Raw genomic sequence first — 13979 nt, 5'->3', positions numbered from 1 at the left:
CCGGCGCGAAAAGTACCACTTTGGGGCCGATAGGGCCGGGAAATGCCGGTTTCGTCCGCTGCCGGACCCATGGAAGGACAAGTGAAGCCGGGAGAAGGGATTTCATAAAATCAAATATTTCAATTAACAAGGAAGATGGCAGGGAAGACGCCGACCACCGGGGCCGCCGCAATCGTGGCACACGGATTGCTGATGCGAATTCAGGCAGAGGTATTGGGTGTCGGGCACAGGGCCCGAGACGGCAACCGAGAGTGGGCCATGCATCCCGAAAAGAAGTCCTCCTACGACAACCTGTCGCGCAACCTGTCGCTGACGGTCATCACGGTGTCCTTTGCGCCGCTCATCCTGGTGGGCGGGCTCATCTTCCACCAGTTCCGCTCCATATATACCGAAAAGGTCTTCGCCCACCTGGCCGAGGTGGTGGACAAGCACGCGGCCGACATAAACACCTTTCTGCGGGACAAGCTCACCGAGGTCCAATACGTCAGCCGGACCTCCTCGTTCGAATACCTGACCACCTCGAACCACCTGGAAAAGGCCCTGCGCGGGATGCAGCAGCAGTACGGCCGCATCTTCGTCGATCTGGGCGTGGTCGACAGCCACGGCCGCCAGGTGGCCTATGCCGGTCCGTTCAGCCTTCTGGGAGCGGACTACTCCGGGGCGGACTGGTTCCGCAACTCCAAGGAGAGCGACGCCATCATCAGCGACGTTTTCGAGGGGTTGCGCCAGTCCCCCCACTTCATCATTTCCGTCAGCCAGGGGCGGGGCGAGGCACGCTGGACCCTGCGCGCGACCATCGACTTCCTGGCCTTCAGCTACCTGGTCCAGAACATCCGCATCGGCGAGACCGGGTTCGCCTACATCCTGAACAGCCGGGGCGTGTACCAGACCCGGCCCAAGGACGAGCGCAACCAGGACCTGGACCTGAGCCCGCGCCGCCAGCTCGGGCGCAACAACTTCCTGGCCGGGGTATCCATCTTCGAATCCGTGGACCGCGAGGGCGACGCCTACGTCACGGTGACCGCGCCCATCAAGGGCGGGGACTGGAAGCTGGTCTACCAGCAGAAGTCCTCGGACGCCTTTTCGGCCATGACCCGCACCGAACTCGTCACCCTGGGCATCTTCCTCATCGGCGGGCTGGCCATCGTGGCCATGGCCCTGATCATCTCCCGCAAGCTCGTGGTCCGCTTCCAAGCCATCGACCAGGAGTCCGAGCTCATGAGCAAGCAGATCGTGGAGACCGGCAAGCTGGCGGCCATCGGCGAGCTGGCCGCGGGCATCGCCCACGAGATCAACAACCCGGTGGCCATCATGATCGAGGAGGCGGGCTGGGTCGGCGACCTCATGGAGGACGAGGGCCAGGCGTTGCCGTCCTACGTCGAGATCCAGCGGGCCCTGACCCAGGTGGGCAACCAGGGGCGGCGGTGCAAGGACATCACCCACAAGCTGCTCAGCTTCGCCCGGCAGACCGACTCCCGGGTGACCGACATGTCCGTGCCCGAATTCATCCGCGAGGTGGTGGACATCTCCATGCAGCAGGCCCGCTTCGCCCAGGTGGACTTCGACCTCGACCTGGACGAGTCCATGCCGCACATCTCCGCCTCGGCCACCGAGTTGCAGCAGGTCCTGCTCAATCTGGTCAACAACGCCATCCAGGCCATGGAGCCCGACGGCGGCAAGCTGTCCATCGGCTGCGCCATGGAGGACGGCCAGGCGGTCATCACCGTGGCCGACACCGGCCCCGGCATCCCGGCGGCCAACCTGGGCCGCATCTTCGACCCGTTCTTCACCACCAAGCCGGTGGGCAAGGGGAGCGGCCTGGGATTGTCCATATGTTTCGGAATTATCCACCAGATGGGTGGAGAGATAGACGTGGAAAGCACAGTGGGCAGGGGCACGCGGTTTACCATCCGTCTGCCGGTGCCGCCGCCCGCACGGCAACCTGAAACGCGACAGGAGATTCGACATGACTGATGCCACTGTTCTGATCGTGGACGACGAGCGGGGGTTCGTCGAGACCATGGCCAAGCGGCTCGAAAAGCGCAACATGACCGTTTTCCAAGCCTTTGACGGTGACGAGGCCATGGTCCGGTTGGCGGAGCACCCGAACATCCAGGTGGTCATCCTGGACATGAAGATGCCCGGCAAGGACGGCCTCGTCGTCCTGCAGGAGATCAAGGAGGCGTACCCCCTGGTCGAGGTCATCATGCTGACCGGCCACGCCACGGTCCCCTCGGCGGTCGAGGGCATCCAGCACGGGGCCTACGACTACCTGATGAAGCCGTGCAGCTTCGAGGACCTGAACCGGAAGATCGCCGAGGCCGTCGAGCTCAAGGGCGAGCACGAGGAAGAGGCCATCGAGGCCCGGCTCAGCAACATCACCGGACGCATGGGGTAGCGGCGTGGACAGGTCCATGGATACCGCCAAGGCCCCGGGCCGGGACGTGCGCCTGCTCATCGTCGACGACGAGACCGGGTTCGCCGAGGTCCTGTGCAAGCGCATGCGCCGTCGCGGCGTGGAGGCCGCGTCGGCGGAAAGCGGCGACGAGGCGGTGCGGCTGCTCCGTCGCGAGGAGTTCGACGTGGCCATCGTGGACCTGAAGCTCCAGGGCATGAACGGGATCGAGATTCTCAAGGTTTTCCGGCTGATGGCCCCGGATATGCCGGTACTCATGCTCACCGGCCACGGCAGCGAAGAGGCCCGCGACGAGTGCCTCAAGCTCGGCGCGGCGGGCTATCTCTCCAAGCCCGTGGAGTTCGACAGGCTGCTCGACAAGGCGTTCGAGGTCAGCGCCGGGAGAGAAAGGGCATGAACGGCGTGCGTGTGCTGCTGATCGACGACGAGGTCCCGTACACCGACGCCCTGGCCAAGCGGCTGGGCCGCAGGGGGCTGTCCGTCATGACCGCGGGCGGCGGGGCGCAGGCCCTCGAGATCATGGCCGCGAACGTTTTCGATGTGATCCTGCTCGACATCAAGATGGCGGGCATGGACGGCATCAAGACCCTTAGCGCCATCAAGCGGCGGCACCCCGAGGTGGAGGTGGTCATGCTGACCGCCCACGCCAACACGGACATCGTCATTTCCAGCCTGGCCATGGGGGCGTTCGATTACGTCCTGAAGCCGGCGGAGGTGGAGGAACTGGTTCGCAAGATCGACGATGCGGCCAGGACAAAGAGAAGCAATTCGAAGTGATCGGCCCGAGGGTGGGTGCTTCGGACGGGTTGAACAAAACAAGAGGAAGCGAGGATAATCATGCGATTTTTCAATCAATGGGGTAGATTCATGATGGCCGGGGCCGGAGCCCTCGCCCAGTGGGAGATCGACAACGCCAAGTCCATAGTGGGCAGCCGCAAAAAGCTGCTGCTCATCGGGCTGATGATCATTCCCATCATTCTGATCGGCGTGGCCTTTGCCGACGACATCGGTCCGGCCCTGCCGCATCTGCTCGGCGGCCACAAGGCCTACAGCCCGGCCTTCTACAGCATGGGCATCTTCCTGGTCTCCATCGCCATCGGCGTGGGCGCGGGGCTGATCACCGGCTGCATCGGCGCGGGCGGCGGCTTCATCATCGCCCCGGCGCTCATGTCCGCGGGCATCAAGGGCATCCTGGCGGTCGGCACCGACCTGTTCCACATCTTCGCCAAGGCGATCATGGGCAGCGTCATCCACCGCAAGCTCGGCAACGTGTCCGTGTCCCTGGCCGTGGTCTTCCTGGTCGGCGCGATCCTCGGGGCCACCGCGGGCGGCGTCATCAACCGCGTGCTCTACGAGATCAACCCGATCCTGAGCGACGCCTTCATCACCACCGTCTATTCGCTGATGCTCGGTTTCCTGGGCTTCTACGCCCTGACCGACTTCCTGCGTTCGCGCAAGGCCGACAAGGGCGGCGACGCCCACGGCGGCGGGGAAGGGGCCGAACTCGGCGCCCTGTGCCGCAACCTGCAGGACGTCAAGTGTCCGCCCATGATCAAGTTCGACCAGGACCTGGTGGCCGGAGGCCGTCAGATCTCCTGGATCTTCCTGGTCCTGTCCGGCGCGCTGGTCGGCCTGGCCGCGGGCATCATGGGCGTGGGCGGCGGCTTCCTGACCTTCCCGATCTTCGTCTACGTGCTCGGCGTGTCCTCCATGACCACGGTCGGCACCGACATCTTCCAGATCGTGTTCACGGCGGGCTTCGCGTCCATCACCCAGTACGCCATCTACGGCTTCATCTTCTACACCCTGGCCATGGGCATGCTCATCGGCTCGCTGGTGGGCATCCAGATCGGCGCGCTGGTGACCAAGATCGTGCCCGGCATCACCATTCGCGGCTTCTACGCCATGGCGGTGCTGGCCGGTTTCATGAACCGGATCTTCGCCCTTCCCGGCAAGCTGGCCGACATGGAAATCATCTCGCTCCCGACGGGCATGGGCTCGGTGCTCAACACCATCGGCATATGGGCGTTCTTTATCGTCATCGGCGGGTTCTCGGTCTGGGTGATCGGCACCTTCCTGATGAATATTTCCAAGCTCAAGAGAAAGGAGGCCTAGCGCCATGATCTACAACAAGAAGGAATTCTACGGGGGCACGGGCATGCTGGTCATCTTCTTCCTGGTCCTGTTCATGATGTTCCAGCCCATCTACCACGGGCACAACGGCATGCAGTTCCTGGACAACCTCTACAACTCCATCTCCAAGGGGTCCATCAACTACTCCGCGCAGTTGAAGACCGACATGGCCAAGTACGACGGCAAGGCCATCGACGTGACCCTGACCTACAGCACCGAGGTCCAGGCCGCCCAGTCGGCCGAGATGTTCGCCAAGGCCGGGGCGCAGGCCGGGGCCGAGGGCAAGGCCCTGCATCTGGCCGGTTCCCTGGGCACGATCCTGAAGGGCAGTCTGGACGACGCCCAGGCCATGTACCACAACGACGGCCAGGCCATGCAGGCCAAGTACGGCATCGAGCCGCGCCGCGTCCTATTCAACTGGTGGACCTCGTTCAAGCTGATGAACAAGGCCCTGGGCAACCAGAAGGAGTTCGAGGCGGCCAAGGCCGTGGACACGGTCCAGACCAAGGCCGTGGAGGCCTCCTACAACTACTACGGGGTCCAGGCCCAGAGCATCACGGACGACATCGGTCTGGTGAGCTTCTCCCTGGTCTTCTACGTGCTCTATACCCTGTGGTACGGCTTCGCCATCCTCTTCGTCTTCGAGGGATGGGGGCTCAAGCTCAGTCATTAAGTCTCGGAATGCGCATCATACCCTAGCCCCGCGAGGTCCGGCGGCCCCCCGGCCGCCGGGCCTCGCACCCGATCCATGAAGGGATTTACTCCTGTCCGAAATGCTTGTATTTTCTGCTGATGAGGAAGCGTGCATGAATCTCCAGAACTATTACGACACCGTCATGGAGCTGACCCACGGCATCGTGGTCACGCTCGATCTCGACGGGGGGATCATCCACGGCAACTCCGAGCTGGAGCACCTCTCCGGGTACCATCTCCAGGAGCTGGCGGGCCGCGACTGGTTCGAGGTCTTCATCCCCAGGGACGAGCGGGACATGGCCCGGCGCGCGCTGCTCGAGGGCGTCCACGGCCAGGGCGTGACCGCCTTTGCCGGGCGCATCCGGGCCAAGGACGGGGACACGGTCTATGTCAACTGGAACCTCAAGCCGCTGACCGACTCCAACGGCGAGGTCGTCAGCCTGCTGTGCGTGGGCCAGGACGTGACCGACCTGGTCCTGCGCGAGAAGGGGCTTTTGCGCGAGCGGTTCACGCTGCTGGAGCGCAACAAGGAGCTCAGCTGCCTCTACTCCCTGAGCCAGCTCATGGGCGAGATCCACCGGACCATGGACGACCTCCTGACCCAGGTGGTCGAGCTGCTCCCGGCGGCCTTCCAGAACCCGGAGATGACCTACGCCCGGCTGCGCATCGGACACAAGATTTACGAGACCCCCGGCTTCGAGGAGAGCGACTACATGCTCAAGTCCGACCTCGTCATCAACGGCGAGAAGCGGGGGTCGCTGGCCGTGGCCGTGCGCAACGACGCGGCCCGGCCCGGCTTCCTGGAGGACGAAAAGGACCTGTTCACCACCGTGGTCCAGCAGGTGGTCATCCTGGTCTCCAAGCGGGAGACCCGGCTGGCCAAGCAGGAGTTGGAGCGGCAGTTGCGCCAGTCCGACCGGCTGGCCAAGATCGGCCAGTTCTCGGCCGGGGTGGCCCACGAGATCAACGAGCCCCTGGCCAACATCCTCGGGTTCGCCGAGCTCGCCCTGCAGACCCCGGACCTGCCCGAGCAGGTGGCCACGGACCTGAACAACATCGTGGAGTCCTCCCTGCACGCCCGCGAGATCATCCGCAAGCTCATGTTTTTCGGGCGCCAACTGCCGCCCCAGCCCGCGTTCATCGACTTCAACGACACCGTGGAGCAGGCCCTGCGCATCACCGAGTCCGGGGCCCGGCGCGGGGACATCGAGATCGTCCGGGACTTTGATCGCTCCCTGCCCAAGATCCTGGCCGATCCGCAGCACATGAAGCAGGTGGTGGTCAACCTGGTGGTCAACGCCATCCAGGCCATGACCGGGGGCGGCACCGTGACCATCCGGACCATCGGCCTTGATAGCGACGCCTATCTCGTGGTGGAGGACACCGGGCCGGGCATGACCCCGGACGTGCTCAAGATGATTTTCACCCCGTTTTTCACCACCAAGGACGTGGACAAGGGTTCCGGCCTGGGGTTGTCCGTGATACACGGCATCGTCAAGGCCCATGGGGGATTCATTCAGGTGGAAAGCTCGCCGGACGGGGGGACCAGGGTGGAGGTCGCCTTCCCCTGCCATCTGCGCGACCCGGAGGATGAGCAATGAGCAGGAACATCCGCATTCTCGCGGTGGACGACAGCAAATCGACCCTGGAAGTGCTCAAGCGCAACCTCGTGCCCGCCGGCTACGAGGTCTTCACCTGCGGCAGGGTGGACGAGGCCGTGGCCCTGCTCGAGGATCTGGTCATCGACCTGGTCATCACCGACTACCGCATGCCCGCGGCCTCGGGGCTGGATCTGATCAAGCACGTGCGGGCCAACCTGCCGGACGTGGAAATCATGATGATCACCGGCTACCCGTCCATCCCCGGCGCGGTGGAGGCCATCAAGGACGGGGCCGGGGAGTACCTGGCCAAGCCGTTCACCACCGACGAGCTGCTCTCCTCGGTGGGGCGTATCGTGGAGCGGCTGCAGCGCAGGCGGGTGCTTTCCTCGCCCGACACCCCGCCCGACAATTTCGGAATCATCGGCAACTCGCCGGAGATGGAGCTGGTCTTCCAGCGCATCGGCAAGGCCTCGGCCTCGGACGCCAACGTGCTCATCCGCGGCGAGTCCGGCACCGGCAAGGAGCTGGTGGCCCGGGCCGTGCACTACAACAGCGACCGGCGGACCGCGTCGTTCGTGCCGGTCAACTGCACGGCCATCCCGGACAGCCTGGTGGAGAGCGAACTGTTCGGCCACGTCAAGGGTGCCTTCACCGGGGCCAAGGAGTCCCGCGCGGGCTTCTTCGAGGTCGCCAACGGCGGGTCCATCTTCCTGGACGAGATCGGCGACGCCAGCCCGACCATGCAGGCCAAGCTTCTGCGCGTGCTCCAGTCCAAGGAGTTCTGCAAGGTGGGGTCGAGCATCGTCAAGACCGTGGACGTGCGCATCCTGGCCGCCACCCACAAGGACCTGCGGCGCATGGTAGACGAGGGCTCCTTCCGCGAGGACCTCTTCTACCGGATCAACGTCATCGACATCAACGTGCCGCCCCTGTCCGAGCGTGGGGACGACATCCTCGTACTCATCAACCAGTTCCTGACCGAATTCTCGCGGGCCATGCGCCGCGAGCCGCCGAGCATCTCGGACGAGGCCCTGCAGGCCATGCGCCGTTTCAACTGGCCCGGCAACGTCCGCGAACTGGAGAACCTCATCCAGCGGCTGGTGGTCATCGTGGACCACGATACCATCGAGATCACGGACCTGCCCGAGGCCATGCGCTTCAGCCTGCCGCGCGAGGGCAGCGTCAACCGGACCCTGGAGGAAGTGGAACTCGAACACATCCGCAACGTCCTGGTCATGACCGGGGACAACAAGACCCGCGCGGCCGAAATCCTCGGCATCAACCGCAAGACCCTGCGCGAAAAACTCAAGCGCTTCGAAGGGATGGCCGCGCAGGGCGAATAGCCCGGCCCGGCCGCCGCAGGAAGCATCTTTGGGGTTGACCCGGACCGGCCCTTATGCGAAATGGCCGGACGGCGTTGACCTGCCCGCGCAGTAGGGTATGGTTCAATGCACAATCATATCCAAGGCGCATCATGGCTTTCAACGCGGGAAAATTCATCAGCAATCACGTCCGGCACGGCATGAAGGTCGGCCTGGCCAGCGTCCTGGCCTACGTCGGGGCGGAATGGGTCGGCCTACCCTACGGGTACTGGGCGGTCATCACCACGGTCATCGTCATGCAGATGCACGTGGCCGACTCCATCCAGATGTGCCTGTACCGGTTCACCGGCACGGCCATCGGCGCGGGCATGGGCATCCTGATGATCCTCGTCTTCCCGCCCACCCATTTCTACACGCTCATCGCGGTCTTCGTGGGCACGGGCATCTGCGCCTACCTGACGCGCTACGACGCGCGCTACCGCATGGCGGCCATCACCATGGCCATCGTCTTCCTGTCCAGCCTGCAGGCGGAGCATCGCATCGAATACTCCCTGTTCCGGGTGGCCGAGATCGGCGTGGGCGTGCTCTGCGCCTTCGTGGTCTCGGTGGTGGTCTGGCCCAACCGGACCACCTCGGTCCTGCTCGACCGGCTGTGCAGGCAGTACGACCAGGTGGCGGACAATCTCCAGCTGCTCATGGACAATTTCCTGCACCGCCAGCGCAAGACCGACCCGGACCTGTTCTTCGACCTGGCCCGCGAGGTCCAGGCCAACCGGGAACTCTACAACAAGGTCTATTCCACCGAGCGGCGCGTCTTCCGCGACGACATGGATCTGCTCGCCCTGCAGGTCAACACGCTCAACTCCGTGGTGGAGCGGTTGCAGTCCACGCCCAGCCTGCTCAACGAGGTGGAGGGCACCGGGTTCGACATCATCATGACCCCGGAGCTCACCCAGCTGGCCAGCGACATGGCCGACGCCCTGCGCGCCATCGGCCGGGGCGTCCACTACGACCCCCATCCCCTGGCCAGGGCCGTGGACGGGGTGGAGAAGCGGTTCATAGAGCTGCGCGAGCAGGGCGTCATCGAACGGTTCGAGGTGCGCCGCTACTTTCAGGTCATGAGCTTCATCAACACCGCCCAGCACCTCGGCGAGTATCTCCTGGTGGTCCTGAACAAGCCGCAGATGCCTCGCTAGCAGCTGTTTTTGCCATGAAAAAAGGGGACGGGAATCATTCCGTCCCCTTTTTTCATGGGGAAATATCAAATTTTCCTCCTGGCGGTTGACACTATATCCCGTTCGTTCGACATTACACGTACTATTCAAACGGCTGTTCATCCCCCTTTCCCACACAGCTGACCGCAGGAGGAATCCATGTCGCGCTTTCGTCTTTCGTATTTCATCGTTTCGTGCCTTTTCGTTTTGATGACCCTGGGCTTTTCATCCGTGTCCCAGGCGTGTACGGGGATGCGGGTCAAGGCCAAGGACGGTTCCCTGGTCTTTGCCCGGTCCATGGAGTTCGGCACCCAGACCGAGTCCGACCTGATGGTCGCGCCCCGGGGCATGACCTGGACTTCCCAGGCCCCGGACGGGAGCAAGGGACTGCACTGGAAAAGCAAATACGCCTTTGTCGGGCCCGACGGCCTGACCATGAAGCGGCCCCTGGAAGGAATCAACGAGAAGGGCCTCTACGTGGGCGGGTTCTGGATGCCCGCCGGGGAGGCCGCCTTTCCGAATCTCGATCCCGCCGACTATTCCAAGGCCGTCTCCCAACTCGATTTCGTGGCCCGGCTCTTGAGCACCTGCGCCACGGTCGACGAGGTCAGGGCCGAAGTCTCCGGCATGAAATTGGCCGGGGTCGAGATCAAGCAGCTCAACTTGCTCCCCCTGGCCCATTGGACAGCTCTCGATTCGACCGGCAGGATGATCGCCATCGAATCCATCGGCGGCAAGGTCGCCATCACGGACAACCCGGTGGGCGTCTTCACCAACGCACCATACTTTGCCTGGCACCTGGAGCACCTGCGCATGTACATCAATCTGCGCCCCGACAACGTCGATTCCGCCCAGATAGGTGACTATCGGATGAAGCCCTTCGGCGAAGGCTCGGGCCTGATCGGGCTGCCCGGGGACCTGACCCCGCCGTCCCGTTTCGTCAGGGCGGCCTTTTTCGCCGATTCGGCGCTGACGCCCGCCGACGCCGACGGTGCCGTGACCCTGGGCATGAACCTCATAGCCGCTTTTTCCATCCCCACGGGCGTGAGCCGGGGCACCGGCTCGGACGGCAAGCCCGAGTACGACTTCACCCAATGGACGACGGTGTATGACCTGTCCCGCAAGGTCGTCTACTTCCGCACCTACGACAACCAGGACTACCGCAAGGTCCGCTTCGACGCGTTGCCGCTGGACGGAACCGCTCCCCGGTTCATCCCCATGTGGAACGTGAAGCCGTCTTATCGGGATGTGAGCGACCAGGCCAAATCCGCTCAATAGGCCTTCCGGCCAGACCCTCACTTCAGGGCGCGCGGGATTCGTTCCGCGCGCCTCTTTTCTTGCCTGACCGGCAGGGCGCATCGCGTCCGCAGCCGCCACCTTCGCCCTCGAACGCAGCGTCGCCGCCACACGTCTCCGGACTTGCGGGAGCGGTTCATCTTGAAAAAATTGGATAATTTTGCCAACCGGGGAAAATTCCCCCGGTTGGTTCGCGCAACGTCATTTCCCCGCTGTTTTGCGTGATTTGCCAGGTTGCGAGAAGCGGTCGGCCAATCGGGCAATGGGCGGGCAGAGGCTCCTTTTGTGGTGCCCAACACATTGCTTTTTCAATGTATTACCATGCGCTGTCCATGTCCGGGAAGAGTGGCGGCGACATCGACCCGATGCGGGCGCGGCCGCCATGGACCGTGTTGCCGGATTGAAGAAGGGCGGTCCTTACAGGGGATTGCGTGATTCAGGGTGCGGCACGGGAATTTGTGTTGCTAATTTTATTCTTGTTATATCAAGTAGATAAAAGTATTTTTCCACTTTGCATCATGGGGTGTCGGCTGGCATGCTTTCTGCTTTCCGCTGGTTGATTGACTAATCAATCTGAGCGCGACGCCGGGCGAAATACGGAGACAGCCCAACCGCGTGTGTTGAAACCACCTATCCGAGCGAGGATTGACCAGTTGCAGAACAGATATCTCATCATTTCAGCGGCCGTAGGGCTCCTCTTCGCAGGGGCCGTGGTCGGGTACGCGATCCCGGTGGAGAAACAGGAGGTCCCGGCGCGGGTCATCCTGGACAACACCGGCGGTCGGGTCGTGTTCGCCCACCGGGTGCATGCCGAGGACTACGGCTCCGCCTGCGAGGACTGCCACCACGACGGCGTGGAGGGGGAAGCCTATCTGCCGTGCGGCGCCTGCCATCCGGCGGAGTTCGACGAAACGTTCCGCACCAACCATCAAAAGGCGTTTCCGGACCAAAAGGCCTGCCTGCGCTGCCATGACGAGGTGCCCTCCGGGCCGCTCGCCGAGGACGCGCGGCCGGACATCGAATCCATCCCCACGCGGGGCGAGGCCTTCCACACCCAGTGCATGGGATGCCACGAAGAGAACGGCGGGCCGTTCGGCGACGACGCCTGCTACCAGTGCCACGCGAGGTGAGCCATGCTCAAGATTCACTATTCCCTTGATTTCGAGCTGACCAATTCCATCCGCGACATGGCGCTCCCCGAAGAGTTGCACGTCCAGGTGCGCAACCTGGTCCTCAAGACCAAGAAGGGCGCCGTGCTGACCCGGGGCGACGTCATCGCCGAACATCCGGCTCCCGGCGGCGGGGCGTTCCATGCGGCGGCGGGCGGCAAGGTCACGGCCGTCAACTACCACAACCTGGTCGTGCAGTGCACGGGCAGCGACGAAACCGTGCCCCCGGTGGACGTGAGCTCCATGGGCAAGGGCACGGAACTGCTGCGCACCCTGCAGGGGCTGGGCGTGGACGTGGCCCCGCTCACGGGCAAGGCCGAGGTCCTGGTCATCAACGGCCTGAACCCGGAACCGGGCGTCTCCGTGGCCCAGCAGCTGCTCCGGGACGGCCGGGAGGAGCTGGGCGCGGGTCTGAACCTGGCGCGCAAGCTGCTCTCGCCCAACCGGACCGTCCTGGCCGTGCCCAAGGGCGAGCAGGCCGCCATCCCCGGGGCCGAGACCGTGGAGATCCGGGCCAAGTACCCGTACTCCCTGGACGCCCTGGTGGTCCGCGCCGTGACCGGCAAGGAGTTCCCCGAGGGCACCCGGGCCATCAACGTCATGGACCTGTACGATTTGGGCAGGGTGGCCCTGACCGGGCTGCCCGTCACCGAGACCCTCATGACCATCGCCGGACACAACTACCGGGTGCCCATCGGCACGCCCGTGCGGCACATCCTGGACCTCCTCGGCCTGGTCACCACCCCCGGCGACACCATCGTCCTGGGCGGGCCGTTCCGGGGCGAGGCCATATACAGCCTGGACGAGGGCGTGAAGAAGACCGACTACGGCCTGTTCATCACCTCCTCGGACGCCATTCCGGCGGTCCAGGACGCGGCGTGCATCAACTGCGGCGAGTGCGTCCTGCAGTGCCCGGCCCGGGTCCAGCCGCACCTCATCAGCCGCTGCGCGGAGTACGAGCGGTTCGAGGAGGCCGAGCGCTACGGCCTGAACAGCTGCTTCGAGTGCGGGCTGTGCGCCTTCAACTGTTTCGCCAGGCGGCCGCTGCTGCAATACATCCGCTTCGCCAAGGCGCAGCTCAAGGCCAAGGGACAGGACGCCCAGGCCTAGCCGGTCCGGGACCAAACACGAAGTTCGACAACACAAGGATGATGTAAGGCTATGAACCCTCCCATACTCAAAGCGATGTCCGACATCACGCTCAAGCTGACGGTTTCCCCGCCGCCGCACTGGCGGAGCGGGCGGACCATCCAGGGCATGATGCAGGCGCACCTGCTGGCGCTGGTCCCGGCCGCGGCCATGGCGGTGGTCATGTACGGCTACCGCGCGATCTCGGTCATCGGCCTGGCCGGCACGGCGGCCGTACTCACCGAGGTCGTCTGCCTGCGGCTCCAGAAGCGGGACGTGGATGTGGACAACTATTCGGCCCTGTACGCAGGCGTGCTCTTCGCCTTCCTGCTTCCGGCGACCGCGCCGTGGTGGCTGGTGGCCATAGGCGGGGTGCTGACCATCGCCCTGGGCCGCACGGTCTTCGGCGGATTCGGCTGCAACCCGGTCTGCGCACCGCTGGTGGCCTGGGCCGTATGCCGCTTCTCCTGGCCCTCGGCCATGGACATCGACCTGAACCTCGCGAACTACATGATCAATAGCCCGGTGGATCAACTCATGTATTTCGGAGTGGGGAGCCTCCGCCAGTTCGATTACATGGATCTGTTCACCGGGCACCAACTCGGCGGGCTGGGCTCGTCCCAGGTCATGGCCCTGGCCGCGGGCGGCATCTTCCTGCTCGCCGCCCGGTGGATCCGCCTGTTCATCCCGGCGGGCTTCCTCATCGGCGTGGCGGGCACGTCCGCGATCTACTGGGCCATCGACCCGACCGTCTACGCCGACCCCATGTTCCACCTGCTGGCGGGCTCCACCGTGTTCGGAGCCTTTTTCCTGGCCCCGGACGTGGCGTCCAGCCCCGTGGGCAAGATTCCCCAGACCGTGTTCGGCCTCATCGCCGGGGCCATGGTCGTGATCATCCGCACGTACGGGGTGTATCCGGACGGCGTGCCGTTCGCCATCATGGTGGCGAACCTGCTCAGCCCGCTGTTGGACCGCCTCCGTCCCAAGTACTTCGGAGTCAGATAACC

General features: G+C 64.2%; 13 protein-coding genes. All 13 read left to right on the top strand.

Going from position 1 to position 13979, the window contains the following annotated elements; translation table 11 throughout:
• The first annotated feature begins 258 nt into the window (after window positions 1-258).
• The 13 genes from AB6M95_RS05520 to AB6M95_RS05460 all read left to right on the top strand — a co-directional run bounded on the left by AB6M95_RS05520 (window position 259) and on the right by AB6M95_RS05460 (window position 13977).
• Window positions 259-1974, top strand: coding sequence for a sensor histidine kinase (locus tag AB6M95_RS05520; RefSeq protein WP_371385738.1), 1716 nt, complete (start codon window positions 259-261; stop codon window positions 1972-1974).
• Complete coding sequence (locus AB6M95_RS05515) at window positions 1967-2398, top strand: response regulator (RefSeq protein ID WP_371385737.1); 432 nt, start codon at window positions 1967-1969, stop codon at window positions 2396-2398. The genes AB6M95_RS05520 and AB6M95_RS05515 overlap by 8 nt, the downstream gene beginning before the upstream one ends.
• A gap of 16 nt (window positions 2399-2414) precedes the next feature.
• Window positions 2415-2813 (top strand): response regulator, encoded by a 399-nt coding sequence (locus tag AB6M95_RS05510; RefSeq protein ID WP_371385736.1) that lies wholly within the window; start codon window positions 2415-2417, stop codon window positions 2811-2813.
• Entirely contained in the window at window positions 2810-3193 is a 384-nt protein-coding gene (locus tag AB6M95_RS05505; protein ID WP_371385735.1) for a response regulator, read from the top strand. Before AB6M95_RS05510 ends, AB6M95_RS05505 begins: the two co-directional genes overlap by 4 nt.
• Window positions 3194-3253: 60 nt before the next feature.
• Window positions 3254-4531 carry a sulfite exporter TauE/SafE family protein gene (locus tag AB6M95_RS05500; protein WP_371385734.1) on the top strand — a complete coding sequence of 426 codons (1278 nt, stop codon included), beginning with the start codon at window positions 3254-3256 and terminating at the stop codon, window positions 4529-4531.
• A gap of 4 nt (window positions 4532-4535) precedes the next feature.
• Window positions 4536-5222, top strand: coding sequence for a hypothetical protein (locus AB6M95_RS05495; protein WP_371385733.1), 687 nt, complete (start codon window positions 4536-4538; stop codon window positions 5220-5222).
• A gap of 133 nt (window positions 5223-5355) precedes the next feature.
• The gene (locus tag AB6M95_RS05490) at window positions 5356-6843 is read left to right on the top strand and encodes a PAS domain-containing sensor histidine kinase (RefSeq protein ID WP_371385732.1); all 1488 of its coding nucleotides are present in this window, start codon (window positions 5356-5358) and stop codon (window positions 6841-6843) included.
• Window positions 6840-8186 (top strand): sigma-54-dependent transcriptional regulator, encoded by a 1347-nt coding sequence (locus tag AB6M95_RS05485; RefSeq protein ID WP_371385731.1) that lies wholly within the window; start codon window positions 6840-6842, stop codon window positions 8184-8186. Before AB6M95_RS05490 ends, AB6M95_RS05485 begins: the two co-directional genes overlap by 4 nt.
• Before the next feature lie 131 nt (window positions 8187-8317).
• Entirely contained in the window at window positions 8318-9361 is a 1044-nt protein-coding gene (locus tag AB6M95_RS05480; protein WP_371385730.1) for an FUSC family protein, read from the top strand.
• Window positions 9362-9538: 177 nt separating this feature from the next.
• On the top strand, window positions 9539-10657 hold the full coding sequence (locus tag AB6M95_RS05475) for a linear amide C-N hydrolase (RefSeq protein ID WP_371385729.1): 1119 nt from the start codon (window positions 9539-9541) through the stop codon (window positions 10655-10657).
• Window positions 10658-11328: 671 nt separating this feature from the next.
• Window positions 11329-11805: a cytochrome c3 family protein gene (locus AB6M95_RS05470; RefSeq protein WP_371385728.1), complete on the top strand. Its 477-nt coding sequence runs from the start codon at window positions 11329-11331 to the stop codon at window positions 11803-11805.
• A 3-nt stretch (window positions 11806-11808) separates the two neighbouring features.
• Window positions 11809-12954, top strand: a complete 1146-nt coding sequence (locus AB6M95_RS05465; protein ID WP_371385727.1) for an electron transporter RnfC — start codon at window positions 11809-11811, stop codon at window positions 12952-12954.
• A 51-nt stretch (window positions 12955-13005) separates the two neighbouring features.
• Window positions 13006-13977 carry an RnfABCDGE type electron transport complex subunit D gene (locus AB6M95_RS05460; RefSeq protein ID WP_371385726.1) on the top strand — a complete coding sequence of 324 codons (972 nt, stop codon included), beginning with the start codon at window positions 13006-13008 and terminating at the stop codon, window positions 13975-13977.
• Window positions 13978-13979 lie beyond the last annotated feature (2 nt).

The sequence above is a fragment of the Pseudodesulfovibrio karagichevae genome, from assembly GCF_041414475.1.
In the GTDB taxonomy this organism is placed as follows: domain Bacteria; phylum Desulfobacterota; class Desulfovibrionia; order Desulfovibrionales; family Desulfovibrionaceae; genus Pseudodesulfovibrio; species Pseudodesulfovibrio karagichevae.
The sequence above is the reverse complement of the archived record's forward strand: the minus strand, read 5'-3'. Positions and strand labels throughout refer to the sequence as shown.

Coding starts and splice junctions, on each gene's coding strand:
- AB6M95_RS05490 (WP_371385732.1), top strand. CDS start 5,356: ATGAATCTCCAGAACTATTACGACACCGTCATGGAGCTGACCCACGGC.
- AB6M95_RS05510 (WP_371385736.1), top strand. CDS start 2,415: ATGGATACCGCCAAGGCCCCGGGCCGGGACGTGCGCCTGCTCATCGTC.
- AB6M95_RS05480 (WP_371385730.1), top strand. CDS start 8,318: ATGGCTTTCAACGCGGGAAAATTCATCAGCAATCACGTCCGGCACGGC.
- AB6M95_RS05515 (WP_371385737.1), top strand. CDS start 1,967: ATGACTGATGCCACTGTTCTGATCGTGGACGACGAGCGGGGGTTCGTC.
- AB6M95_RS05485 (WP_371385731.1), top strand. CDS start 6,840: ATGAGCAGGAACATCCGCATTCTCGCGGTGGACGACAGCAAATCGACC.
- AB6M95_RS05495 (WP_371385733.1), top strand. CDS start 4,536: ATGATCTACAACAAGAAGGAATTCTACGGGGGCACGGGCATGCTGGTC.
- AB6M95_RS05505 (WP_371385735.1), top strand. CDS start 2,810: ATGAACGGCGTGCGTGTGCTGCTGATCGACGACGAGGTCCCGTACACC.
- AB6M95_RS05520 (WP_371385738.1), top strand. CDS start 259: ATGCATCCCGAAAAGAAGTCCTCCTACGACAACCTGTCGCGCAACCTG.
- AB6M95_RS05465 (WP_371385727.1), top strand. CDS start 11,809: ATGCTCAAGATTCACTATTCCCTTGATTTCGAGCTGACCAATTCCATC.
- AB6M95_RS05475 (WP_371385729.1), top strand. CDS start 9,539: ATGTCGCGCTTTCGTCTTTCGTATTTCATCGTTTCGTGCCTTTTCGTT.
- AB6M95_RS05460 (WP_371385726.1), top strand. CDS start 13,006: ATGAACCCTCCCATACTCAAAGCGATGTCCGACATCACGCTCAAGCTG.
- AB6M95_RS05500 (WP_371385734.1), top strand. CDS start 3,254: ATGCGATTTTTCAATCAATGGGGTAGATTCATGATGGCCGGGGCCGGA.